This window comes from Mesorhizobium sp. LNHC252B00, assembly GCF_000502955.1.
Taxonomy (GTDB): domain Bacteria; phylum Pseudomonadota; class Alphaproteobacteria; order Rhizobiales; family Rhizobiaceae; genus Mesorhizobium.
Window position 1 is genome coordinate 289,832 of record NZ_AYWO01000002.1, and the last position, 22,790, is coordinate 312,621.

26 protein-coding genes and 1 pseudogene are annotated in these 22,790 nt (G+C 63.5%); 23 read left to right on the forward strand and 4 right to left on the reverse strand.

Annotated elements, in window-relative coordinates; translation table 11 throughout:
• Positions 1 to 154 precede the first annotated feature (154 nt).
• A complete protein-coding gene (gene ispG, locus X744_RS165270) occupies positions 155 to 1,405 on the reverse strand; it encodes a flavodoxin-dependent (E)-4-hydroxy-3-methylbut-2-enyl-diphosphate synthase (protein ID WP_023757445.1) in 1,251 nt (416 codons plus the stop codon).
• A 334-nt stretch (positions 1,406 to 1,739) separates the two neighbouring features.
• Entirely contained in the window at positions 1,740 to 1,919 is a 180-nt protein-coding gene (locus X744_RS165265) for a YdcH family protein (protein ID WP_013529217.1), read from the reverse strand.
• A gap of 240 nt (positions 1,920 to 2,159) precedes the next feature.
• On the opposite strand from X744_RS165265, the gene X744_RS165260 reads away from it, so the two are divergent.
• Positions 2,160 to 2,363 (forward strand): DUF465 domain-containing protein, encoded by a 204-nt coding sequence (locus X744_RS165260; protein ID WP_023757446.1) that lies wholly within the window; start codon positions 2,160 to 2,162, stop codon positions 2,361 to 2,363.
• Between the two features lie 23 nt (positions 2,364 to 2,386).
• On the opposite strand, the gene X744_RS165255 is transcribed toward X744_RS165260, so the two are convergent.
• On the reverse strand, positions 2,387 to 3,175 hold the full coding sequence (locus tag X744_RS165255; RefSeq protein ID WP_023757447.1) for an IclR family transcriptional regulator: 789 nt from the start codon (positions 3,173 to 3,175) through the stop codon (positions 2,387 to 2,389).
• A gap of 122 nt (positions 3,176 to 3,297) precedes the next feature.
• Here X744_RS165255 and X744_RS165250 point away from each other — a divergent pair, with 122 nt between their 5' ends.
• From X744_RS165250 to X744_RS165165, 18 genes are all read left to right on the forward strand, one after another.
• Positions 3,298 to 4,170 (forward strand): transporter substrate-binding domain-containing protein, encoded by an 873-nt coding sequence (locus X744_RS165250; protein WP_032906966.1) that lies wholly within the window; start codon positions 3,298 to 3,300, stop codon positions 4,168 to 4,170.
• A gap of 172 nt (positions 4,171 to 4,342) precedes the next feature.
• Complete coding sequence (locus tag X744_RS165245) at positions 4,343 to 5,008, forward strand: amino acid ABC transporter permease (RefSeq protein ID WP_023757449.1); 666 nt, start codon at positions 4,343 to 4,345, stop codon at positions 5,006 to 5,008.
• 1 nt (position 5,009) lies between these two features.
• Entirely contained in the window at positions 5,010 to 5,660 is a 651-nt protein-coding gene (locus X744_RS165240) for an amino acid ABC transporter permease (protein ID WP_023757450.1), read from the forward strand.
• Between the two features lie 2 nt (positions 5,661 to 5,662).
• Positions 5,663 to 6,457, forward strand: coding sequence for an amino acid ABC transporter ATP-binding protein (locus tag X744_RS165235; protein ID WP_023757451.1), 795 nt, complete (start codon positions 5,663 to 5,665; stop codon positions 6,455 to 6,457).
• A 37-nt stretch (positions 6,458 to 6,494) separates the two neighbouring features.
• Positions 6,495 to 6,956, forward strand: a complete 462-nt coding sequence (locus X744_RS165230; protein ID WP_023757452.1) for a RidA family protein — start codon at positions 6,495 to 6,497, stop codon at positions 6,954 to 6,956.
• A gap of 25 nt (positions 6,957 to 6,981) precedes the next feature.
• Positions 6,982 to 8,187 (forward strand): aminotransferase class V-fold PLP-dependent enzyme, encoded by a 1,206-nt coding sequence (locus tag X744_RS165225; protein ID WP_031259607.1) that lies wholly within the window; start codon positions 6,982 to 6,984, stop codon positions 8,185 to 8,187.
• Positions 8,188 to 8,338: 151 nt separating this feature from the next.
• Positions 8,339 to 9,292, forward strand: coding sequence for a metallophosphoesterase (locus X744_RS165220; protein ID WP_023757454.1), 954 nt, complete (start codon positions 8,339 to 8,341; stop codon positions 9,290 to 9,292).
• Positions 9,293 to 9,316: 24 nt separating this feature from the next.
• The gene (locus tag X744_RS165215; protein WP_023757455.1) at positions 9,317 to 9,664 is read left to right on the forward strand and encodes a cupredoxin family copper-binding protein; all 348 of its coding nucleotides are present in this window, start codon (positions 9,317 to 9,319) and stop codon (positions 9,662 to 9,664) included.
• 46 nt (positions 9,665 to 9,710) lie between these two features.
• On the forward strand, positions 9,711 to 10,250 hold the full coding sequence (locus X744_RS165210) for a sigma-70 family RNA polymerase sigma factor (RefSeq protein ID WP_023757456.1): 540 nt from the start codon (positions 9,711 to 9,713) through the stop codon (positions 10,248 to 10,250).
• Positions 10,247 to 11,134: an anti-sigma factor gene (locus tag X744_RS165205; protein ID WP_023757457.1), complete on the forward strand. Its 888-nt coding sequence runs from the start codon at positions 10,247 to 10,249 to the stop codon at positions 11,132 to 11,134. Before X744_RS165210 ends, X744_RS165205 begins: the two co-directional genes overlap by 4 nt.
• A gap of 198 nt (positions 11,135 to 11,332) precedes the next feature.
• Entirely contained in the window at positions 11,333 to 12,322 is a 990-nt protein-coding gene (locus tag X744_RS165200) for a sugar phosphate isomerase/epimerase family protein (protein WP_023757458.1), read from the forward strand.
• A 41-nt stretch (positions 12,323 to 12,363) separates the two neighbouring features.
• Entirely contained in the window at positions 12,364 to 13,416 is a 1,053-nt protein-coding gene (locus X744_RS165195; RefSeq protein WP_023757459.1) for a substrate-binding domain-containing protein, read from the forward strand.
• Between the two features lie 69 nt (positions 13,417 to 13,485).
• Entirely contained in the window at positions 13,486 to 14,982 is a 1,497-nt protein-coding gene (locus X744_RS165190; RefSeq protein ID WP_023757460.1) for a sugar ABC transporter ATP-binding protein, read from the forward strand.
• A gap of 5 nt (positions 14,983 to 14,987) precedes the next feature.
• Entirely contained in the window at positions 14,988 to 15,956 is a 969-nt protein-coding gene (locus tag X744_RS165185; RefSeq protein WP_023757461.1) for an ABC transporter permease, read from the forward strand.
• Positions 15,953 to 16,828, forward strand: a complete 876-nt coding sequence (locus X744_RS165180) for a MurR/RpiR family transcriptional regulator (RefSeq protein ID WP_023757462.1) — start codon at positions 15,953 to 15,955, stop codon at positions 16,826 to 16,828. Before X744_RS165185 ends, X744_RS165180 begins: the two co-directional genes overlap by 4 nt.
• On the forward strand, positions 16,825 to 17,718 hold the full coding sequence (locus X744_RS165175; protein ID WP_023757463.1) for a ribokinase: 894 nt from the start codon (positions 16,825 to 16,827) through the stop codon (positions 17,716 to 17,718). Before X744_RS165180 ends, X744_RS165175 begins: the two co-directional genes overlap by 4 nt.
• A gap of 102 nt (positions 17,719 to 17,820) precedes the next feature.
• Positions 17,821 to 18,318: a 5-(carboxyamino)imidazole ribonucleotide mutase gene (gene purE / locus X744_RS165170; RefSeq protein ID WP_023757464.1), complete on the forward strand. Its 498-nt coding sequence runs from the start codon at positions 17,821 to 17,823 to the stop codon at positions 18,316 to 18,318.
• The gene (locus X744_RS165165) at positions 18,315 to 19,391 is read left to right on the forward strand and encodes a 5-(carboxyamino)imidazole ribonucleotide synthase (protein ID WP_023757465.1); all 1,077 of its coding nucleotides are present in this window, start codon (positions 18,315 to 18,317) and stop codon (positions 19,389 to 19,391) included. The genes purE and X744_RS165165 overlap by 4 nt, the downstream gene beginning before the upstream one ends.
• Positions 19,392 to 19,405: 14 nt before the next feature.
• On the opposite strand, the gene X744_RS165160 is transcribed toward X744_RS165165, so the two are convergent.
• Entirely contained in the window at positions 19,406 to 19,828 is a 423-nt protein-coding gene (locus X744_RS165160) for a lysozyme inhibitor LprI family protein (RefSeq protein WP_023757466.1), read from the reverse strand.
• A 229-nt stretch (positions 19,829 to 20,057) separates the two neighbouring features.
• Here X744_RS165160 and ykgO point away from each other — a divergent pair, with 229 nt between their 5' ends.
• The 4 genes and pseudogenes from ykgO to X744_RS165140 all read left to right on the forward strand — a co-directional run.
• Positions 20,058 to 20,183, forward strand: a complete 126-nt coding sequence (gene ykgO, locus X744_RS165155; RefSeq protein WP_006327841.1) for a type B 50S ribosomal protein L36 — start codon at positions 20,058 to 20,060, stop codon at positions 20,181 to 20,183.
• A gap of 111 nt (positions 20,184 to 20,294) precedes the next feature.
• Positions 20,295 to 20,900, forward strand: coding sequence for a hypothetical protein (locus X744_RS165150; RefSeq protein WP_023757467.1), 606 nt, complete (start codon positions 20,295 to 20,297; stop codon positions 20,898 to 20,900).
• A gap of 76 nt (positions 20,901 to 20,976) precedes the next feature.
• Positions 20,977 to 22,044, forward strand: a complete 1,068-nt coding sequence (locus tag X744_RS165145; RefSeq protein WP_023757468.1) for an alpha/beta hydrolase — start codon at positions 20,977 to 20,979, stop codon at positions 22,042 to 22,044.
• 45 nt (positions 22,045 to 22,089) lie between these two features.
• A pseudogene (locus tag X744_RS165140) lies at positions 22,090 to 22,725 on the forward strand (phosphotransferase); the annotation flags it as partial.
• Positions 22,726 to 22,790: the final 65 nt, after the last annotated feature.

Sequence of the window (22,790 nt, forward strand, 5' to 3'; positions counted from 1 at the left end):
GCGCTGAGCCCGTGCCGAAAGTCGCTCCGGCGAGCCAGGTGATGGTGGCTTCGTGGTCGCCCCGGCGACGCGCGCAGCGGACATTTGGTCCGTGAGCACCGGAAGCGCAGAAGACGCCTTCAGGTGGCCGCCGGAGTAGAGTTTCGGCATGGGCTCACTCGGCTGCGGCCTTGCCGCGGCCAAACCGTTGCTCGATATAGTCGGCGACCATTTTCTCGAAATCCGCCGCGATCGAAGGCCCGCGCAACGTCGCCGCCTTCTTGCCGTCGACGAAGACAGGCGCTGTCGGCGTCTCGCCGGTGCCGGGCAGCGAAATGCCAATGTCGGCATGCTTGGATTCGCCCGGGCCGTTGACGATACAACCCATCACGGCGACCTTGAGGTTCTCGACGCCGGGATATTTTTCGCGCCACACCGGCATGTTTTTCCGCAGATCCGCCTGTATGTTCTGGGCGAGTTCCTGGAACACGGTGGAGGTCGTGCGGCCGCAGCCGGGGCAAGCGGCGACGATCGGCACGAACTGCCTGAACCCCATGGTCTGCAGCAATTCCTGCGACACTTGCACCTCGCGTGTGCGGTCGCCGTTCGGCTCCGGCGTCAGCGAGATGCGGATGGTATCCCCGATGCCTTGCTGGAGCAGGATGCCCATGGCAGCCGACGAAGCCACGATGCCTTTCGAGCCCATGCCTGCCTCGGTGAGGCCGAGGTGCAGCGCATGGTTGGAGCGGGTGGCTAGCTCGGTATAGACGGCGATCAGGTCCTGCACGCCGCTGACCTTGGCCGACAGGATGATTTTCTCGCGGCCAAGCCCGATCTCTTCCGCCAACTCGGCCGACAGGATCGCCGATTGCACGATCGCCTCGCGCGTCACTTCCTGCGCCGTCAGCGGAAACCCCTTGGCCTGGTTGTCATCCATCAGCCGGGTCAGCAGTTCCTGATCGAGCGACCCCCAGTTGACGCCGATGCGCACCGGCTTGTCGTGTCTGATCGCCATCTCGACGATCGCCCCGAATTGCCGGTCCTTCTTGTCCTTGAATCCGACATTGCCCGGGTTGATGCGATATTTGGCCAGCGCTTCGGCGCAGGCCGGATGGTCTGCCAAAAGCTTGTGGCCGATATAGTGGAAATCGCCGACCATCGGCACGTCGATGCCAAGCCGCTGAAGCCGCTCATGAATGCGCGGCACCGCGGCGGCGCTCTCGTCGCGATCGACGGTGATGCGCACGATCTCGGAGCCCGCCCGGTGAAGTGCTGCAACTTGCGCAACTGTCCGGTCGATATCGGCCGTATCGGTATTGGTCATCGACTGCACGACAATGGGCGCTCCGCCGCCGACGACCACGCCGCCGACATCGACGCCGACCGAGGTGCGGCGAGGGAAAGGAGAGGAAAAATATCCGGTCATGCCGGCCAGCCTTTTGTCTCTGGAGCGCCGAACGTCCCCTTGGACGACAGAGGGCGCCCCGGGCGATGCGCTAAAGTCCGGGCATGAGGTGGATGAGCAAAGATGGCTTGTCAATGGCGACAGGTCGCCACTGGCCGGAATCGACCCGCCGCCAAGGACCAGAAACAATCGATGATCTGGCGAAATCCGGCGACGGCCGAAGCGGAAATTAAGCCGGGTGGGAATCCGGCTCAGGCTGATGGCCCAGTGCCGGAAATCAAAACCTCCCAGGCCGGCGGATGGCACCCGCCGGGAAAAGAAGCCGCGGACGGTGAGCGGCTATGTCAGGAGGGCATCAATGCGTGGTCGGTTTCCCTCTGAGTTTTTCAATCTCGTCCTTGAGTGCCAACTTGCGTCGCTTGAGATTCACGATTTCGAGGTCATCGACCGATGGATGGTTCATCGCGTCATCGATTTCACGTTCGATGTCGCCGTGTTTCCGCTGCAACTCATCAAGATGGGATGCAAGAGACATGATTGGTTCTCCCTTTCATGGTTTCCTCGATTGCAGCCGTCATGGCGCGTCCACCGCAGGTTCGCTTCTGTGACGGCATGATGACAGTGTGTCACCTTCCGGCAGCGATGTCGAATGATCCGTGGTAGCATTCCACGACAATGTGAAATGTGATATGGGCTGCGCGCCGGTTGCAAAATCCCACCGGCCCCGCCCAATCAGGCCCATTTTTGGGCGCCGCAGACGTGCAGACGGTAGATAATGTCCGATCAGGAACAGGCTGATATCCGGCTCGAATATTCCCGGCTGAAGCAGGAGCACGCCGATTTCGATGCGGCCATCAACGCGATGATCGCCATGGCCTGCGATCCACTGCAGATCCAGCGCATGAAGAAGAAGAAGCTGTTCCTCAAGGACCGGCTGATGGCGCTGGAAGACAAGATCATTCCCGACATCATTGCCTGAAGGGCGCGTACGCTTTCGACCGCCTATCCGGCGGTCGAAAGTCTCGCGGCACGATCACGCAGCAGGCCGATGAGTTTGCCGGTCCGTTCCTCCGACGTGTCGATGGGAACCACCAGGCACATCGTCGCCTCGACCTTGCCCGGCGCCGAAAAGACCGGCGCGGCAAGGCATTTCGTATAGGCATCGACCAGGCCCGAGGTGACGCAATAGCCGGCGACTTGTGCCTTTGCGATGTCGGTGACAAAATCGTCAAGCCGCAGTTTGCGACCGTCGGGCAGCACGAGATCGTCGTCCGACACCATGGCTTCGATTTCAGCCCTGTCCAACCCCGCCAGAAGCAGTCGCCCCGAGGCCGTCCAGGGCAGCGGTATCTGCAGGCCGGTGGCAGAGCTGATGCGAAAAGGCCTGGTGCCTGGGCTCGCGTGGACGATCGTGTAGCGACCGCTCTGCAGCATGCACAGTTCGGACGTCTCGCCGGTCTCGCGCGATAGATTGTCGACCTCCTGACGCCCTCGTCTGAGGAGGTCGTTGCCCCGCACATAGTCCATTCCATAGAGATAGAGCTTCTTGCCGAAATAGACGCGATTGCCGTCGCTTTCCAATTCCAGCAGGCCCGCATCGACCAGCGACCGCACCAGCGTATAGGTCGTCGAACGGGGTGCATTCACCCCTTTGGCAAGGTCGCCAATGCCGATCGCCCGCTGGGTCGTGTGAAGAAACTCCAGAATCTCGAGCACCCGGTTAAGTCCCTTTTCACGGGAGCCCGAAATTTTCTCGTCGGCTGAAATCGCGGTGGCATTGCCGTCTTGCATTGTCGCTTCCCGGTGTTAATATCTGTCTTGTACAGGATACACTCGTCTCTTGTAAGAGACAAAATCACCGGACGCGTGTCTTGCCTGTGCACAAGGGGAACACAACACGAAAGGAGGTCGCCGTGAACGACACATCCGGAAGACGTGATTTTCTGAAACTTGGAATGGCTGGGCTGGCCACGGCTGGCGTGCTGGCAACCGTCGATGCCCAGAAAGCCGCGGCCCAGGCAGCGTCCGACAGCCTGCTGCGCACCGTGCTCGATCGTGGCAAGCTGATCGTCGGTACCGGCAGCACCAACGCACCCTGGCACTTCGAGAACGATGCCGGCGAATTGGTCGGCATGGACATCACCATGGGGCGCATTCTCGCCAAGGGCCTTTTCGACGATCCGACCAAGGTCGAGTTCGTCATGCAGGATCCGGCACAGCGCATCCCCAACGTGACCACCAACAAGGTCGACATCACCATCCAGTTCATGACCATGAGCGCCCAACGCTCGCAGCTGGTCAATTTTTCCCGGCCCTATTATGTCGAGGGCGTTGCCCTGCTGAGCCTGCCGACCGCCGAGAACAGGACTTTCGACAAGCTGCTTGCCGGCGGCGCCGCAACGCGCATCTCCATCCTGCAGAATGTCGATGCCGAGGCGCAGGTGCATTCGGTGCTGCCCGAGTGTCAGGTCATGCAGATCGATACCCAGGCCAACGTGCTGCAGGCGCTGGAATCGAAACGCGTCGACGCCGCTGCCGTCGATCTGTCCACGGTGCGCTGGCTCGCCTCGCGCAATCCGGACAAATATTTCGATGCGGGCAAGAGCTGGCTGAGCATGCTTTATGGCGCGGCTCTGCGGCAAGGCGACCTTGACTGGCTGACTTTCGTCAACTCAACTTTCACCATCGCCATGTTCGGCCACGAAAATGCCCTCTACGACGCCGCCTTCAAGGACTATTTCGGACAGGAGCCTCCGGCGCGCCATCCGGGCTTCCCAGCCATTTGACCTGCATCAGGCGGGAGGGCGTATCCAGCGCCCTTCCGCCTCCCTAGAGCAATTCCAGGAAAAGTGTGAAACGGTTTTCCGTCCGGAATTGCGTCAAAACAGAGTTAGAGCGGTTTGCCGTTTCCGTGAAACGGTGAACTGCTCTAAGGCCTGCGGCAACCGAGGCGGACGCATGGGCTACGCCCTCAACTTCAATCTGATCTGGCGGCATTTCGACAAGCTGTGGAGCGGCCTGCTGCTCAGTCTCGAACTCGCCGTCATCTCGATCGCCATCGGCATCGTCATCGGCCTAGTCCTGGCGGTCTGGTACGTTTCGGCCGGGCGGGTGGTGCGCACCATCATCGCCGCCTATGTCGAATTCATCCGCAACGTGCCGCTGATCCTGCTCGTCTATCTCGTCTTCTACGGCTTGCCGACAGTGGTCGATATCGCCTACAGCGCGCCGACCTCATTTGTCGTCACGCTCTCGCTCTACAGCGGCGCATATCTGGTCGAGGTGTTCCGTTCCGGGCTCGAGGCGGTTCCGCGCGGACAGCTGGACGCCGGCAAGGCGATCGGCCTGACGCCCTGGCAAAGGCTGCTCAACGTCCGCCTTCCGACGATGCTGCGCATCACGCTGCCGGCATTGTCCAACACCTTCATATCGCTGTTTAAGGACACCTCCGTCGCCTCGGTCATTTCGGTGCCGGAACTGACCTACGGCGCCCAGTGGATCAACTTCAACACGTTCCGGATCGTCGAGGTCTATCTCGTCGTGACTGCGATGTACCTGCTTACCGGCTACATACTGCTTTTTGCGCTTCGGCTTGTCGAACGCCGGTTCAGGGCGGCGCGCTGACATGCTGACCCAGATCGCCTATGCCTTGCCTTTCCTCGCCCAGGGCTTTGCCCTGACACTATGGGTATCCTTGCTTGTCGTGGTGTTCTCCCTGATCGCTGGCGTGATCATGGGCGTCGGTCTCGTCTATGGCCCCATGCCACTGCAATGGGCGGTGCGCATCTTCAGCGATACCATTCGCGGCATACCAATCCTGGTGCTCATCTTCTTTGTCTATTATGGCCTGCCGGCCGTCGGGCTTCATCTGCCGTCCTTCTGGGCCGCCGTGCTCGCGCTGACCTTGTTCAAGACCGCGCAGGTCGTCGAATATCTCAGGGGTGCGGTCGGATCCATTCCGAAGGGACAGTCCGAGGCGGCAATGGCGATCGGACTGACCTTTCGCCAGCGCCTCACCTACGTCATCTTCCCGCAGGCGTTCAGGCGTTTCCTGCCGCCCTGGATCAATGGCGTCACCGACGCGGTCAAGGGCAGCGCGCTGGTGTCGCTGCTCGGCATCACCGATCTGATGCAGGCCATAAACCAGGTCATCGGCCGCACCTATGAGGCGATGCCGCTCTACCTCCTCGGCGCGCTCATCTATTTCGCGGTCAATTATGCCCTCTCGCAGGCCAGCCGCCGGCTCGAGCGGCGTTTCTCCTTCATTCGGGATTAGCAATGTCCACAGGCTCGAACGACACCCCGGCGCTTCTCGACATCCGCGACGTTTCCAAAGCCTTTGGAACCGTCCAGGTTCTGCGTTCGGTCAGCCTGCAGGTGACGCGCGGCGAAGTGGTGACGGTCATCGGCCCCTCGGGCAGCGGCAAGACCACACTGCTGCGCTGCGTCAACTTCCTCGAAAGCTACGACAGCGGCTCGATTCGCATCGATGGCAAAGAGGTCGGCTTTCGCGAAGCCGGAGCCCGCCAGCGCCGCAGCGAACGCGATCTGGCCGCCATGCGGGCCGAGACCGGCATGGTGTTCCAGAGCTTCAACCTCTTTCCGCATCTGACAGCCGCCGGCAACATCATGCTTGGTCTAACCAAGGTGCGCGGCAAGAGCAGTGCGGAGGCCCGCACGATCGCCGAACACTGGCTCGGCCGGGTCGGCCTCGCCCACAAGGCCGACAGTCTGCCCGCCGAACTGTCCGGCGGCCAGCAGCAGCGTGTCGGCATCGCTCGCGCCGTAGCCATGGGGCCGAAGATCCTGCTTCTCGACGAGATAACCTCCGCGCTCGACCCGGAGCTGGTCGGCGAAGTGCTCGAGGTCGTGCGCAGCCTGGCCGAGGACGGCATGACAATGGTGATGGTCACGCACGAAATGGCCTTTGCCCGCGATGCCTCGAGCCGCATCGTCTTCATGGCTGACGGCGGCGTTAGCGCGGCGGGTCCGCCCGCCGAAATCCTGGCGGCGGACACTGACAATGAGCGCCTGCGCACCTTCCTGGCACGTTTCCGCGCCTCGCATTTCTAAACGGGACAGCGAGCGCTGTCGCAAGGAGCCTTCTTTCATGACGCCTTATATCCGGCTCGCCGCGCTGGGCCTGACGCTGCCGGAGCCGCCGACCCCGATCGCCAATTTCGTCACCCATGCCGAAAGCGGCCGGCTGATCTTCCTGTCCGGCCAGGGGCCGCTGCGGACCGACGGCACGCTGTTCACCGGCAAGGTGGGGGATGATGTCACCGTCGAAGAGGCCTATGGCCATGCCCGTCTCACCGGCCTTAACCTGCTGGCCGTCATGCACGCAGCCACTGGCGATCTTTGCCGGATCGTGCGCATCGTCAAGCTGCTCGGCTTCGTCAACGCGATACCAACCTTCAGCGATCACCCGAAGGTGGTCAATGGCTGTTCCGATCTGTTCGCCGATGTGTTCGACACCATCGGCGGCCATGCCCGCTCGGCGATCGGCGTCGGCTCCTTGCCTGGGAACATCACCGTCGAAATCGAGGCGGTCGTCGAGATCGCCGCCTGACCCGTTAGAAATGGAATCTTGAGAGATGAAAACCACTTCCACCGACGGCTCCAACACCACCATCCGCGAACGGCTCGGCCTTCGCCCGATCATCAACGTCTCCGGCACGATGACAGCGCTTGGCGCATCGATCATCGTGCCTGAAGCGATCAGCGCCATGGCGGAGATGGCCTCGCAATGGGTGGAGATGGACGATCTGCAGCGTGCCGCAGGCACGATCGTTGCGCGCCTCACCGGCGGCGAGGCCGGTTTCATCACCGCCTGCTGCGCCAGCGGCATCACCATGGCGATTGCCGGCGCGATGACGGGAACCAACCTGCTCGCCATCGAGCGGCTGCCGGACGACACCGAAGGGCTGAAGTCGGAGGTCATCGTCCAGCTCGGCCACATCGTCAACTACGGCGCGCCAATCGATCAGTCGGTCCGGCTGGCCGGCGCAAAGGTCGTGCCGGCTGGCACCGTCAGCGTTACGCAGGATTACCATGTGCGTGAGGCGATCAACGATCGCACGGCAGCGGGTCTCTATGTCGTCGCCCACCACACCGTGCAGTACGGCATGCTGTCCCTAGAGGAATTCTGCGAGATCTGCCACGCCAGAGGCGTCCCGGTGATCGTCGATGCGGCCTCCGAATATGATCTGCGCGGCTTTCTTGCGCGCGGCGCCGACATCGTCATCTACAGCGGACATAAATTCCTGAGCGGACCGACCAGTGGCATCGTCACCGGGCGCAAGGATCTGGTGCGGGCCGCCTACCTGCAGAACCGCGGTGTCGCGCGCGCCATGAAGGTCGGCAAGGAAAGCATCGCCGGCACCATGGCCGCACTGGAAGCCTGGGAAAAGCGCGACCATGCCGGCATCCGACGGCGCGAAGAAGCGGCACTGAACCTGTGGAAGAATGCGTTGCAGGGGCTGCCGGGCATCGTCGCGCAGATCATCCCCGACCCCACCGCCAACCCGCTGGATCGGTTGCAGATCTTTGTATTGCCCGAGAGCCGGTTCACGGCGGCCGGTCTGGCCTCCGCATTGGCTATGGGCTCGCCGCCGATCATCGTGCGCAACCATGAGGTGGAGCGCGGCCATTTCTTCCTCGACCCCTGCAATCTTCATCGCGGCGAGGCGGAGATCGTCGCAGAACGGCTGCGCGCCACGCTGACCGCGGCCGAGCGGCCCGCCAATGCCATGAAGCCTGCCCGCAAGGATTCGTCCGGTGTCTTGCGCTGGCCGGATTGAAACGCCAGGTAATCACCTGAAAATGCGCCGGCCGCGATCGGCGCGCGCCATCACGCGACCGTGAACGGCCGGATCCTCCCCAGCCGGGAATAAACCGTCGCCGCTCCGGGTCTCCTCAGCATACGCCACTCCAGGCGTTGAGGAGAGCGACATGACCCATCACCACGATGAAGACAGCGGGCGCGACGGCATCAGCCGCCGGCATGCGCTGGAATGCATGATCTGGGCCGGCACCGGCGTACTCTGGACGATTTCAGGTGGCATACCGGTGTCGCTCAACCTGCTCGGCGCCGCACAAGCTGCCGAAGCCATGGCCTCCGGCTTCACCTTCCTGCAGATATCCGACAGCCATATCGGCTTCGACAAGGCGGCCAACCCGCATGCCATCGACACGCTGAAGGAAGCGATGGGCAAGATCCAGGCGCTGCCGCAAAAGCCCGCCTTCATGATCCACACCGGCGATATCACCCATCTGTCCAAGCCGGCACAGTTCGACAATGCGGCGCAGATTATCGACGGCGCCGGCTTCGACGTGCACTACGTGCCGGGCGAGCACGATTTGATCGACGACGGCAACGGCAAGGCCTATCTCGACCGCTACGGCAAGGGCACCAGGGGTGCCGGCTGGTACTCGTTCGACCAGAACGGCGTGCATTTCGTGGCGCTGGTCAATGTCGTCAACCTGAAGGCGGGCGGGCTCGGCAATCTCGGCCCCGAACAGCTGGCCTGGCTGGCAGACGACCTGAAGGCCGTCAGCGCGTCGACCCCGATTGTCGTCTTCGCTCATATCCCGCTGTGGGCGGTCTATCCCGAATGGGGCTGGGGCACCGACGACGCGGCCCAAGCGCTCGCCCTGCTCAAGCGCTTCGGCTCGGTCACCGTGCTCAACGGCCACATCCACCAGATCATGCAGAAGGTGGAAGGCAACGTCACCTTTCACACGGCGCGCTCGACTGCCTTCCCGCAGCCGGCGCCAGGAACTGCCGCCTCGCCCGGACCGATGACGGTGCCGGCCGGGCAACTGCGCGGCCTGCTCGGCACCAGCAGCGTCAACGTGAAGCAAGGTGGGAAGGATCTCGCCATCATCGACTCGACGCTGGCTTGAGCCTGGACTGCAAAGGAAATCATCATGCTCTGCATTCGCCTTCCGGCCCGGCACATGGTCGCGATCCTCACCGCCTTCGCCCTGACCACGGGAACCTGTCAGCCGCTGCGCGCGGCGGTCGATGCGCCGATGGTCAAAATAGAGAACTTCGCCTTCACGCCACACGAACTGACGGTCAAGCCCGGCACCAGGGTGATCTTCAGAAACGACGACGACATCCCGCATCTTGTCGTCGCCAACGATTCCTCCTTCCGCTCCAAGGCGCTTGACACCGGTGACACATATGAATTCACCTTCACCAAAGCAGGCGACTTTGCCTATTTCTGCGGGCTTCACCCGCACATGCAGGGCAAGATCACCGTCGCTCCCTGAAGGGGCGTGGCAGAACCTGCCGGGAGTGCCGGAGCATGCTGCGGTGTTGAGCGAAAAGGCCCTGGCCGAGCGCTTCGGCGAGGTGGTGCTGCCCCATCTTGGTGATGCGCTTGCGCTCGCCCGCTGGCTGACCGGCAACGCCACCGATGCCGAGGATGTGGTGCAGGAGGCCTGCGTGAAGGCACATGCTGGCATATCAGGCTATGCCGGCGGCAATGCCCGCGCCTGGCTGCTGACCATCGTGCGCAACACCGCCTATACCTGGATGTCTCGCAACCGGCCGCGCGGCATGCTCGCCGTCGGCGACCTCGGCGATCTCGACGAAATGGCGGCAGCGCACGGCACAAGCCCGCCCGACGAAGATGGCCCGGAGGCGAGCCTGATCGCCAGGGCCGATACGGCGGCACTGGAGGCGGCGATCGCAGCACTGCCGCAGCCTTTTCGCGAGACGCTGGTGCTGCGCGACATCAACGGTCTCAGCTACCGCGAGATAGCGGCCATGCTGGACGTACCGATGGGCACAGTGATGTCGCGGCTGGCCCGGGCCCGCGGCCTGCTTGTGTCTGAACTGGGGAGAGCGCCATGACCAATCATGACGACGGGCTGCCCAACGATCCCGAGGGCATGCGGCTGATGATCCACGCCCTCATTGATGGCGAACTCGATGCAGCGGCCGCACTGGCGGTGGAGCGGCGCATCGCCGCCGATCCGGCGCTGGCCGCCGAGCATGCCCGCATCATTGCCTTGCAGGGCGCGCTCGGCCGCTTGCCGCGCCCCAATGTCAGCGATGCTTTGCGCGCGCGCATTGCCGCACTTGGTGCGACAGGCACGGCACGACCGGCGCAAGACGAAGCCGAACCGCAGCGGGACTCGCCGTCGGCGCAACCAGGGTTGATCGCGGCGTCAGTCGGGGGCGGCCGGAGACGGGACGCCAGGACAGGTTCGTCGCGGACCTTCGGCCCGTTCGATTGGCGCGCACTAGCCGCGTCGATCATGATCAGCGCGGTGCTGGCCAGCGGGGCGACGCAATGGGTGATGGTCAACTACGCGTCCGACGGTTTAGCCGCGGCGGTCGCCAGCGGCCATCGCCGCAGCCTGCTCGCCGCCAGTCCGATCGACATCGTTTCGTCCGACCGCCATACGGTCAAGCCATGGCTCGATGCCCGGATCGGCGTATCGCCGCCGTCGCCAGACCTCGCGCAGGATGGCTACGCACTCATCGGCGGCCGGGTCGAGGTGATATCGGGCCGCCCGGTGCCGGCCCTGGTCTACCGCCACCGCGAGCACCTGATCACGCTGGTCGCCGAACCGCAGCAGGGCGGCGGCATCGCCAAGCCCGCCGATCTTTCGTCGGGCGGCTTTTCGCTGGTGCATTGGAGAGATGGCGCCTTCTCCTACTGGGCGATCTCGGACATGGAGCGGCCAGAACTCGATGACTTCGTCGCCCGCTTCCGCAAGGCGGCGGTATAAGGACGGCCCTGCCCGGCTACTCATTCACCGCCTGACGGATTCTCCAGCCTACGACGCCGGCCAGGAAACTGCCGGCGCGCCTTTACGTGGCTCAGTCCCGACCGCAACCGCGGCCTAGCGGCTGCTCACCGCTCCTCAAAACAAGAACTTTACAAATATTTTTGTTTATGTGAAGTTATGGCTATTGAAGGGTCAATCATGACAGCCAATCGTTTCGCCACGCGCCTGAATTCCTTTGCCTCGCGACCACAGGCCGAATGGCCCGACCTCTCCGGCAAGCCGTCGCTGCTGCAGATGGCGGCGCGCGCTGCCAAGGTTGCCGGACTGACCGACCTCGATCTGAATTACCCCGACCATGTCGACGAAAAGCCTGCTGAAATCGCTCGCAAACTCGGCGACCTCGGCCTTTCCATCAATGGCTTCGCCATGCGCTACTACTCCAATCCGGCCTTCAAACTTGGCGCCTTCACCAATCCGGACCCGGCGGTACGCCGCGAAGCTATCGACCTGACCAAAGCGGGAATCGACGCCGTGCGCGAGGCGGGCGCCAAGCTGATGACGCTGTGGCTCGGCCAGGATGGCTTCGATTACGCCTTCCAGGCTGACTATGCTTCGCTCTGGCAACACGAAATCGATGGAATTCGTGAAGTGGCCGCGCATGACCCCGACTGCCAGATCAGCCTTGAGTACAAGCCCAACGAACCGCGCTCCTACAGCCTGATGCCGGACGCAGCGACGACCTTACTGGCGATCCGCGATGTCGGCCTGCCCAATCTCGGCGTTACGCTCGATTTCGCCCATGTGCTCTATGCCGACGAGCAGCCGGCCTTTGCCGCAGCTCTGGTGGCGCATCACAGCAAGCTGCTCGGCGTGCACCTCAACGACGGCTACGCCAAGCGCGATGACGGCCTGATGGTCGGCGCGGTGCATACGCTTCAGACCATCGAGTTGCTCAGGCAGATCCGCCGCGACGGTTACGCCGGCGCCATCTATTTCGACACGTTCCCCGACATGACGGGGCTCGATCCGGTGCGCGAATGCGAAGTCAACATCGCCACCGTCAAGCGCATGCTGCGCGTCGTCGACCGGCTGGAGCAGGACAATCGCCTGTCCGCCGCCATGGACAGCCAGGACGCGGTGACGTCGCAGGCCATCATCCAGGAAATCATGCTCGGGCCGGACCGCTGAGGCATCCGAGCCACCACCGTTTTCAACAAGGGAGGAATACAATGAGACTTCTGCTTGCCACCGCTACCGCCGCACTGATGGCATTATCCATCGGCTCGGCCTTTTCCACAGATCTCGCGCCGCTCAATTCCGATACGGAAAAGGACCGCATCGACTGGTCGCAGGTCGAGGCCAAGTTCGGCACGTTCCCCAAACTGCCAGAAGGCACCAAGGCGGGCGCGGTTTCCAAGACGCTGACCAATGAATACTGGCGCTCGCTGGGAGAGGGCTACAAGGCGTTCGGCGACAAGGTCGGCATTCCCGTCGTCTATCAGGCGGCGCAGAGCGAAGGCGACCAGCTCGGCCAGCTGACCATTGCCGAAGGCCTGGTCACGCAGGGCTACAACGTTCTGCTCGTCTCGCCGCAGACCGACGCCAATCTGCAGCCGATCATGGAGCAGGCCAAGGCCGCCAATGTGCCGGTGGTCAACGTCAACGATGCAGTCATCCCGCAGGCCGAGCACTATGTCGGCAATGTCCAGCGCGACAATGGCGTGCGCGTCGCCAAATGGTTCATCAAGAACCGTCCGAATGGCGGCAAGGTCGCCATCGTCGAAGGCCAGGCCGGCGTCTATGCAGCCGTGCAGCGCACCGATGGCTTCAAGTCCACCATCACCGAAGGGGGCAAGTTCGAGGTCGTCGCCAGTGTTCCCGGCAACTGGGACCGCCAGACCTCCTATGACGCGGCGGTCAACATCCTGCAGCAGCACCCCGACCTGATCGGCTTCTATGCCAACAATGACGGCATGGCACTGGGCATTGTCGAGGCGGTCAAGGCTGCCGGCCTGCAGGACAAGGTTGCCGTGTTCGGCACTGACGGCATTTCCGACGCCTATGCCTCGATCCGCGCCGGCGAACTGACCGGCACGGTCGACAGCTTCCCGGTGCTAACCGGTGAGGTTGCTCTGGAAACGGCGCTGCGGCTGGTGGCTGGACAAAAGCTGCCGCGCGTCGTTGCCACGCCGCAGGCACTGATCACCAAGGACAATGCCGACCGCTATTCCGGACCCGGCGCGCGCAAGGCCCTGCTCGAAGATGCCGCTGCGGGCCAGTAAAGCCGATCGGCGGGTGCCGGCCAGAGCAGTTCGCTCCCGGCCGGCACCGTTGCCCGGAGATTGAACCCAATGTCACCCCGGCTGCAATTCCAGGGCATTTCCAAGCTGTTTCCGGCCGTGCGGGCGCTCAACGACGTGTCGTTCTCGATCAGTGCCGGTGAAATCCACGGTCTGCTCGGCGAAAACGGTGCCGGCAAGTCGACGCTGCTCCGCATATTGTCGGGCGTCTACAGACCGACGGCGGGAAGCATCCTCATCGACGGAAAGCCGGTGACGCTTGCCAATCCGGTCGCCGCGCGTGCCGCGGGCGTCGCCATGATCCATCAGGAATTGCAGGAGGTGCCGCGCCTCAGCGTCGCCCAGAACATGTTCCTCGGCCAACCGCTGACGCGCGGCGGTATCTTCGTCGCCCGGCGGGAACAGGAGCGCCGCGCTGCCGAGGCTCTTGCAGCCATTGACCCGTCCATCGACCCGGCCGCTCCCCTCGGAACCCTGAAGGTGGCGCAACGGCAGATCGTCGAGATCGCCCGCGCGCTGCTTGACCGTGCCCGCATCGTCGCCATGGACGAGCCGACATCGAGCCTGACGCCGAGCGAGTTCGAACGGCTGGCACAAGTCATCACCGGTCTCGCTCGCGACGGCGTCGCCGTCGTCTATGTCTCGCACAAGCTGGACGAGGTGTTCGGCATCTGCCGGCGCGCCACCATCATGCGTGACGGCGTGGTCATCGATTCCGTCGACCTGAAAGGCCTGTCGGAAAAGGCGGTCGTGGCGATGATGGTCGGCCGCGAACTGGCGCAGGAACGGCATACCTCTCACGCCTCGAATGAGGTGATGCTGAGCGCGCGCGGGCTCTCCTCGACAACGAAGGTGCGCGATGTGTCGTTCGAGCTGCATCGTGGCGAGGTGCTCGGCATTGCCGGCCTTGTCGGCTCAGGCCGCACCGAATTACTGCGGTTGCTGGCCGGCGCCGACCGCGCCACCGCCGGTACGATCGCAATTGATGGCAAGGCGACGCGATTCTCCAGCCCGCGCGATGCGATTGCCGCCGGCATCGGCCTGGTGCCGGAGGAGCGCAAGCGCGAGGGCATCGTGCCGCTGCGCTCGATCACCAGCAACATGGCGTTGGCCTCGATGGGCGTATTCGCGCCGCGCGGCGTCATCGATCACGCCAGGTTGAAACGGGTGGCAATCGACAAGATGGGCCGCGTCAACCTGCGCCCATTCCTGCTCGATCGGCCGATCCGCCTGTTCAGCGGTGGCAACCAGCAGAAGGCGATCATCGGCCGCTGGCTTGCGGCCGGAACACGCATCCTTTTGTTCGACGAACCGACGCGCGGCATCGATGTCGGCGCCAAGGCGGAGATCTATCATCTGATCGAGGAGCTCGCCCGGGAAGGCCACGGTGTCATCGTCGTCTCCTCCGAACTGCCCGAGGTGATCCGGCTCGCCGACCGCGTGCTGGTGATGCGCGACGGCTCGATCGCGGCCGAACTCCACAGGGACGACATCAGCGAACAGGCGATCGCGGCGCACGCCATCCCGCAGACTCAAGACAGTAGGTGACGGATATGTCGGATACCATTCTGGTGCAGCCACGGGCCGAATTCATGCGCGGGGTCTCCATGCGCGACGCCGGCACATTGATCGGCCTTGTCGTGATCTTGGCCGTGTTCGGGGCACTGGTGCCAGGCTTCTTCGCCGAGCGCAACCTGATCAACATCCTGCAACAGTCGAGCATCAATGCCTGCCTGGCGCTGGGCATGACGCTGGTCATCATCTCCGGCGGCATCGACCTGTCTGTCGGGCCGACGGCAGCCCTTTCGGCCGTCATCTCGGCCTCGATGATGGTCGCCGGCGTACCGTTTCCGCTCGCCATCGCCGCCGGCTTCGCCATTGGCCTTGCCTGCGGCCTCGTCAACGGCCTTCTCGTCGCTTTTGTCGGGCTGCAGCCTTTCATCGTCACATTGGGTACACTCAGCACCTATCGGGCGCTGGCGCTGATCTATACCGGCGGCAATCCGGTGCTCGGCCTGCCGGCAGGCTTTCGCGCCGTCTTCAACGGCTCGCTGTTCGGGCTGCCGCTGGCGGTTATCATCGTGGCCTTCGTGGCTGTCGTCGCCTGGGTCGTTTTGAAGAAGACGCCATTCGGCGAATATCTGCTCGCCGTCGGCGGCAATGAGGAGGCTGCCTACATCGCCGGCGTGCCGATCGCCCGCACCAAGATTGCTGCCTACATGATCTCCGGGCTGTTGGCGGCCCTTGCCGCGCAGATCCTGATCGGCCGGCTCGGTGCGGCCGAGCCCATCCTCGGCAATCTCTGGGAACTCGACGCCATTGCAGCTGCCGCCATCGGCGGCGCCTCGCTGATGGGCGGCAAGGGCAGTGTCGTCGGCACGATCCTGGGCGCCGTCATCCTCGGCGCGATGCGCAACGGTTTGACGCTGATGAACGTGCAGTCCTTCTATCAGCTTCTGGCAACTGGTCTTATAATCCTCGCCGCGATGCTTATCGATCGCGTGACGAGGGGGCGTGGATGACCTTGAGCGGGCTGGACCTGAAAGCGGTAGGACCGCGTATCCGCATGATGATGCCGCATCTCACCCCACTGGAGGCGAAGGTGGTGGAAACCGTCTTTGGCCGGCGCGGCTTTGACGAGAGCATCCCGCTGAAGCAGATCGCCGAGGAGGCCGGCGTGTCCGAGGCAATGGTGGTCAAGATCGCCAAGAAGCTCGGTTTTTCCGGCTATCGCGACTTTCGCACCGCCGTCTATGAATACAGCCGCCTGCCGACTGCCGAGATGCATCAGGAACTGTCATCCGACGACAGTTCGGCCGAGATCGTGCAAAAAGTGTTCCGCACCTCCATCCAGGCACTGGAGGAGACACTGGCGATCCTCGACATCGAGGATTTCGACCGCGCCGCCGAGCTTCTCCACCGTGCGAAGAACCGGGATTTCTATGGCGTCGGCGGCTCGGCGCAGATTGCGCGCGACGTCTCGCACAAGTTCCTGCGCATCGGCATTCGCGCCTCCGTCTACGACGATTCGCACATGATGCTGATGTCGGCCTCGCTGCTCGGCGGCGATGATATCGCCGTCGGCTTCTCGCATTCGGGCAACACCTCTGCCGTCATCGACGCCATCCAACTGGCCCGCAAGAACGGCGCAAGGACGCTGGCCATCACCAATTACGACAACTCGCCGTTGGCTGCAGTGGCCGACATCGTGCTGTGCTCGACCGCGCAGGGATCGCCATTAATGGGCGAGAACGCGGCGGCGCGTATCGCCCAGCTCAACATCCTCGATGCTCTGTTCGTCGCGGTCGCGCAGCGCGACTATCAGGCGGCGGAGCGCAATCTCGGCCGCACCATGTCGGCGGTGACATCGAAGCGAAAAGACCGGGGCTCATGAGGACACCGCCGCTGGTCACCGTGTTCGGCAGCCTGCATTACGACATCATGGTCGACGCGCCCGACCGTCCGCGCAAGGGCGAGACGGTGACCGGCCATGCCTGGCACCCGAAATGCGGCGGCAAGGGCGGCAACCAGGCCGTGTCGGCGGCAAGGGCCGGCGTGCGCGCGGCGATGATCGGCGCGGTTGGCAACGATGATTTCGGGCGGGCGTTGCTGGCCAATCTCGATCGCGCCAGGGTCGACCGTCGTTTCGTGAGGGTGGCCGCTGGTGCCGGCTCCGGAATGAGCGTGGCGATCTTCGATCAAGGCGGCGATTATGGCGCGGTGATCGTCTCGGGCAGCAATCTCACGCTGGGCAATGCCGATATTGCCGCCGCTTCCGAAATGATGTCCCAAACGGCGGTGCTCCTGCTGCAGAACGAGGTGCCGGAAGCGGCCAATATTGCCGCCGCACGCGCGGCGAAGGCGCAAGGCGGCCGAGTCGTGCTCAACGCCGCCCCCGCGCGCAAACTCTCCGGCGAGTTGACCGCGCTGGTCGACATATTGGTGGTCAACGCCATCGAGGCGGAGTTCCTGGCCGGCATGGCGGTCGTCGAGACGCTGGACGGTGCCGCGCAAGCCGCGCGGCTGCTGGCCGATCTTTGGCCTGTCGCGATTGTCACGGCGGGCGGCGAAGGTGTTGCCTGCTGCGAGCGGACCGGCGAGGCCTTCGCGCTGCCGGCCATCCCGGTCAAGGTCGTCAGCACGCATGGCGCCGGCGATGAATTCGTCGGTGCGCTGGCCGCGGGGCTTGCCCGTGGGGAGACCATGCAAGCGGCCGTCACCGCCGCCAATGCGGCTTCGGCCTTGCTGGTCTCGACACCCGAGGCCGAGCGCGACGGCATCTGACTGGATGGTTTGCGTCTTGCCAATCCGCTGCGGCGGCCGCCGATCCTTGCGGCTTCGCGCGAATTCCGCTAAGGCGCGCCTTTGTCGCCGGGAAACACGGACTTGGACGATCAACGCGCCGACGTCGCCATCATCATGGGCAGCCAGTCCGACTGGGCGACGATGCGCCATGCGGCCGAAACCCTGGAAGCCCTGGGCATTCCACACAAGCGGCTGATCGTTTCCGCGCATCGCACGCCAGACCGGCTCTACGATTTCGCCAGGGGCGCCAAGGCAGCGGGCTACAAGGTGATCATTGCCGGCGCCGGTGGTGCCGCGCATCTGCCCGGCATGACGGCGGCAATGACGCCGCTGCCGGTGTTTGGCGTGCCGGTGGAATCGAAGGCGCTCTCCGGTCAGGATTCGCTGCTGTCCATCGTCCAGATGCCCGCCGGCATTCCCGTGGGGACGCTGGCCATCGGCAAGGCCGGTGCCACCAACGCAGCCCTTCTGGCCGCCGCCGTGCTGGCGCTGAACGATGACAAGCTCGCCGTCCGTCTGGATGCCTGGCGCGCCGCGCAGACCGCCAAGGTCGCGACCGAACCGACGGACACGCTGTGACCCTGCCCGCTGGATCGACCATCGGCATCATTGGCGGCGGCCAGCTCGGCCGCATGCTGGCTGTTGCCGCCGCCCGCCTCGGCTACCGCACGGTGGTGCTGGAGCCGCAAGCGGATTGCCCGGCGGCGCAGGTCGCGAACCAGCAGATAGCGGCTGCCTATGACGACCCAGCAGCCCTTGCCGAACTGGCCGCGTCGAGTTCCGTCGTTACCTACGAGTTCGAGAACGTGCCGGTTGCGGCCGCCAGCGCGCTTGCCATCCAGGTTCCGGTTTATCCGCCGGCGCGGGCGCTTGATGTGGCGCAGGATCGGATGAGCGAGAAGACATTCCTCAATGCCATCGGCATTGCCACCGCGGATTTCCACGCCGTCGACAATGATGACGAACTGACGGCAGCACTGGAAGCATTCGACGGCAGCGGCATCCTGAAGACGCGCCGCATGGGCTATGACGGCAAGGGCCAGCGCGTCTTCCGCAACATGGAAACGGGCGGCTTCGCCGGCACCTGCGAGGCGATGGGCAATGTGCCGCTGATCCTGGAAAGCTTCGTGTCGTTCGAGCGCGAGATTTCGGTGATCGCCGCGCGCGGCATCGACGGCACTGTCGCTGCCTACGATCCGGCCGAGAATGTCCACCGCAGCGGCATTCTCCATACGTCCACCCTGCCGGCCCGAATAAGGCCCGAAACGGCGGAAGCGGCGCGAGCAGCGGCGTCTAAAATATTGTCGGCGCTGAACTATGTCGGTGTCATCGGCGTGGAGTTCTTCGTGCTCGCCGACGGCTCGCTGCTGGCCAACGAGATCGCGCCGCGGGTGCACAATTCCGGCCATTGGACGGAAGCAGCCTGCATCGTTTCGCAGTTCGAGCAGCACATCCGCGCCGTCGCCGGCCTGCCGCTTGGAAATCCCCAGCGTCATTCCGATTGCGTGATGGAGAACCTGATCGGCGACGATGTGCTGCGTGTTCCGGCCCTGCTCGCCGAGCCGGACCTGATGCTGCATCTCTATGGCAAGGCCGAGGCACGCCCCGGCCGCAAGATGGGCCATTTCACCAGGATCGGCCGTCGCGCCTAACCCCCGAAACAGGCCTACTGCACGTCGTCGCTCTCGTCTTGGTCAGGGCTGGCGCAACTGGCATCGCCTTCCTCGCAATTGGCGGCGGCAGCGAGCTGCTCGATGCGATCATTGGTCAGCCTGGCCAGGCATTGCGAAACTTCCATCGGATGGATCGAACCGCCCGCGCTGGCTGCGGTGGAATGCGCGCACTCTGCATCGCGAAAGGCGATCCAGGCGCGTTGCGCCACCTGCAGCAGTCTCTTGCCGTCGGCGTCATCCGCGCTGATGAGATCCTGGTAGGCCTTGTTGAGCCTGGCGTCGGCCTCCTGGTAATCCTCGCCGGCGCAGATGTTCATCATCTGCTGGCTGTCGTCGCTGCGGTCGCACTCCTGCGCGCGGGCAGCCGAGGCTCCCGCCAGCACGAGAATGCAGGCGGACAGGAAAATTCGGCGCATATCCATCCCCAAATCACGTCATGGCGGGCGCATCATCCCAGCCGACTGAAGCCCGCGCAATGCCGCAAGGCCGACATGGCGGATATTTGATGATATGGAGAGACGGAGCACGCTTGCGGTTGACACGGACAAGGCTCCTCGTTTATGAGCCACCCACAGTTCAAAGGCGCGTCTTCTGGCGCGCCTTAAAATTTCGACCCGAACCGGGTCCACACCGACAGGCAAGACCATGAAGATCAAGAATTCGCTCAAGGCGCTGAAGGCGCGTCACCGCGACAACCAGCTGGTTCGCCGCAAAGGCCGTGTCTACATCATCAACAAGACCGCCCCGCGCTACAAGGCACGCCAGGGCTGAGTTTCGGGCTGGAGGCTGCTGCCTCCGCCCAGTGATGCTTGTTGCCCGCCTGCCGGCTCATTCACGCCAAATTCAGTTTGACGTTCCGCCGCCCGGGATTAGAGTCCGGCGATGCGGATTCTTTTTGCATTTTTGACGTCTCTGCTTGTTTCCAGCGCCATTTATGGCCCGGCACACGCGGATGATGCTGTCGCGCCGCCGGCCAGCAAGGACGTGCCGCCGGTGGCAACGACGAAGCAGGCCCGTCTCGATCAGCTGTTCAACGATTTGAAGCGCGAGCGCAACGAAAAGGCAGCCGAGCGTATTGCCGGCAACATCTGGAATGAGTGGTCTCAATCCGGCAGCGCCTCGATCGATCTGATGATGCAGTGGTCGCAGAAGGCCATCGAAGGTCAGAAGTTCGACGTCGCCCTCGATTTCCTCGACCAAGTGGTGATCTTGCAGCCGACCTATGCCGAGGGCTGGAACCGGCGCGCCACCGTGCATTTCATGATGAAAAACTACGGCAAGTCGATGTCCGACATCGACCATACGCTGCAACTCGAGCCTCGCCATTTCGGCGCGCTGTCCGGCCTGGCGCAGATCATGGCTCTGACCGGCCACAAGCAATCGGCACTCGAGGCCTGGCAGAAGGTTCTGGCGATTTATCCAATGATGCGCAGCGCCCAGGACCAGGTCGGCACCCTGTCCGAAGAACTTGCCGGCGAAGGCATTTAAGGGAATAGGCAGTAAGCTGCGGGTTGCCCTGCTGCCTACTGCACAACTTATCCCCCTCCATCCCCGTATCTCCCCCATGAACCTGATCTACGCCGCCCTTGCCTTCCTGATGGCGCTTGTCTTCGGCTTTGTCGGCATCACCCGCGCCGGTTCATGGCTGATTGAACGCCGCAATCCGTCGATTGGTGAATTCGCCGACATCGATGGCGCCCGCATTCACTATGTCCATATTCCGGGGCCCGCGAACGCCGAGCTGCCGCCGATCGTCTTCATCCACGGTGCCAGCGCCAATCTCAGGGATCAAATGCTGCCGCTGCTGCCATTGCTCGAAGGCCGCGCCGAAATGCTGTTCTTCGACCGGCCAGGCCATGGCTGGTCGGGCCGTGGTCCCGGCAACAACGAAGACCCGTCGGCTCAGGCCAACACCATCGCTGCGTTGATGGACCGTCTGGGCATCAGGAAGGCGGTTATAGTCGGTCATTCTTTCGGTGGTGTGGTGACATCGACTTTCGGCCGCGAGCATCCCGACAAGACGCTTGGCCTGGTCTTTCTCGCGCCGGCAACTCATCCGTGGCCGGGCGGGGCAACCTCATGGTATTACGATCTGACGACCATTCCGGTGATCGGCTGGCTGTTTTCCGAGACGCTGACCTATCCGACGGGAACGCTGCGGATGGAAGACGCCACGACCTGCGTCTTCTCGCCCAACAGGGTGCCGGACAACTATCTCGACGCGGCCTCCATCCCGTTGGTCCTGCGACCATCGGCCTTTCGTGCCAACGCCACCGATGTCGCCGGGCTCTATCGCTATGCCCTTGGCGCCGCACCGCACTACAACCAGATCAGGGCCCCGACCGTGGTCATTTCGGGTGATCGCGACAAGGTCGTCTATGCGGAGATTCACTCGATCGAGCTCCAGCGCGACATACCGGGCGCCCAACTCGTCTGGGTGCATAATCTCGGCCACAAGCCGGACTGGATTGCGCCCGATCTCGTCATTGGTGCCATCGAGAAGGTCTCCGGCAAGGATGTCGATCTGCGGATTATCGCCAAAAGCGTCGAAGCCCGGATCGCCGGCGATCTGTATGGCGTCGGGAAATGCGCCGATCTCAGGCAGCCGGAAGCAGAGCTTGCACCGACCTGACCGCCGTCCCTTCACGTGGCTGGGAAGCTCCCCTACAACACGGCCATGCCTGAACCGAACCTGGACACATTCTCACGAGCAATAATTCGTGTCTTCCCGGAATTGAAGACTTCAAGCTTCCGGCTGATGACGGCAGGTTGGCACTCGACGGCGGTCGATGTCGACGACAGGCTGGTGTTCAAGTTCCCGCGTCACAAGGTTGCTGAACGAGCGCTTCTCAGGGAAGCCGCCCTGCTGGCCCTGATCCGCCCTTGCCTGTCGATGCCGGTCCCCGATATGAGCATCCATGAGGGGCCGCCGCTGTTCTCCAGACATGAGAAACTGAAAGGGGAACATCTGCTGGCAGCACGATATGAAGAATTGCCCGAACATGCCCGCCAACGCTTGGGCAACGATCTGGGCCGCTTTTACGCCGAGCTTCATCGGCTCGACCTGAACCAGATGGCGGCCGCTGGCGCCGAGCCGGTAGGTACCTGGCAGGCACCGAGCACAATCCGCGCGAAGGCGCTGCCCTTGCTGGCGCCTCGGCTACTCGCCCGCGCGGAGGCAACCCTGATGGCATACGAAAGTCTGCCACCGGACCCGCACGGGATTATCTATGGATTCTTCGACGGGCATGGCTGGAACATGGCGTTCGATCATGCGCGAATGAGGCTCAACGGACTCTACGACTTTGTCGACCGTGAACAATCCGGCCCCTAAGCGGCGACCGGCTTAGGCCGGAGTTGGAAGAGAGCGATCAAGAG

What these genes read in the sequence shown, in the direction of transcription:
- ispG (WP_023757445.1), bottom strand. Translation starts at nt 1,405, where the DNA reads ATGACCGGATATTTTTCCTCTCCTTTCCCTCGCCGCACCTCGGTCGGC.
- X744_RS165265 (WP_013529217.1), bottom strand. Translation starts at nt 1,919, where the DNA reads ATGTCTCTTGCATCCCATCTTGATGAGTTGCAGCGGAAACACGGCGAC.
- X744_RS165260 (WP_023757446.1), top strand. Translation starts at nt 2,160, where the DNA reads ATGTCCGATCAGGAACAGGCTGATATCCGGCTCGAATATTCCCGGCTG.
- X744_RS165255 (WP_023757447.1), bottom strand. Translation starts at nt 3,175, where the DNA reads ATGCAAGACGGCAATGCCACCGCGATTTCAGCCGACGAGAAAATTTCG.
- X744_RS165245 (WP_023757449.1), top strand. Translation starts at nt 4,343, where the DNA reads ATGGGCTACGCCCTCAACTTCAATCTGATCTGGCGGCATTTCGACAAG.
- X744_RS165240 (WP_023757450.1), top strand. Translation starts at nt 5,010, where the DNA reads ATGCTGACCCAGATCGCCTATGCCTTGCCTTTCCTCGCCCAGGGCTTT.
- X744_RS165235 (WP_023757451.1), top strand. Translation starts at nt 5,663, where the DNA reads ATGTCCACAGGCTCGAACGACACCCCGGCGCTTCTCGACATCCGCGAC.
- X744_RS165230 (WP_023757452.1), top strand. Translation starts at nt 6,495, where the DNA reads ATGACGCCTTATATCCGGCTCGCCGCGCTGGGCCTGACGCTGCCGGAG.
- X744_RS165225 (WP_031259607.1), top strand. Translation starts at nt 6,982, where the DNA reads ATGAAAACCACTTCCACCGACGGCTCCAACACCACCATCCGCGAACGG.
- X744_RS165220 (WP_023757454.1), top strand. Translation starts at nt 8,339, where the DNA reads ATGACCCATCACCACGATGAAGACAGCGGGCGCGACGGCATCAGCCGC.
- X744_RS165215 (WP_023757455.1), top strand. Translation starts at nt 9,317, where the DNA reads ATGCTCTGCATTCGCCTTCCGGCCCGGCACATGGTCGCGATCCTCACC.
- X744_RS165205 (WP_023757457.1), top strand. Translation starts at nt 10,247, where the DNA reads ATGACCAATCATGACGACGGGCTGCCCAACGATCCCGAGGGCATGCGG.
- X744_RS165200 (WP_023757458.1), top strand. Translation starts at nt 11,333, where the DNA reads ATGACAGCCAATCGTTTCGCCACGCGCCTGAATTCCTTTGCCTCGCGA.
- X744_RS165195 (WP_023757459.1), top strand. Translation starts at nt 12,364, where the DNA reads ATGAGACTTCTGCTTGCCACCGCTACCGCCGCACTGATGGCATTATCC.
- X744_RS165190 (WP_023757460.1), top strand. Translation starts at nt 13,486, where the DNA reads ATGTCACCCCGGCTGCAATTCCAGGGCATTTCCAAGCTGTTTCCGGCC.
- X744_RS165185 (WP_023757461.1), top strand. Translation starts at nt 14,988, where the DNA reads ATGTCGGATACCATTCTGGTGCAGCCACGGGCCGAATTCATGCGCGGG.
- X744_RS165180 (WP_023757462.1), top strand. Translation starts at nt 15,953, where the DNA reads ATGACCTTGAGCGGGCTGGACCTGAAAGCGGTAGGACCGCGTATCCGC.
- X744_RS165175 (WP_023757463.1), top strand. Translation starts at nt 16,825, where the DNA reads ATGAGGACACCGCCGCTGGTCACCGTGTTCGGCAGCCTGCATTACGAC.
- X744_RS165160 (WP_023757466.1), bottom strand. Translation starts at nt 19,828, where the DNA reads ATGCGCCGAATTTTCCTGTCCGCCTGCATTCTCGTGCTGGCGGGAGCC.
- ykgO (WP_006327841.1), top strand. Translation starts at nt 20,058, where the DNA reads ATGAAGATCAAGAATTCGCTCAAGGCGCTGAAGGCGCGTCACCGCGAC.
- X744_RS165150 (WP_023757467.1), top strand. Translation starts at nt 20,295, where the DNA reads ATGCGGATTCTTTTTGCATTTTTGACGTCTCTGCTTGTTTCCAGCGCC.
- X744_RS165145 (WP_023757468.1), top strand. Translation starts at nt 20,977, where the DNA reads ATGAACCTGATCTACGCCGCCCTTGCCTTCCTGATGGCGCTTGTCTTC.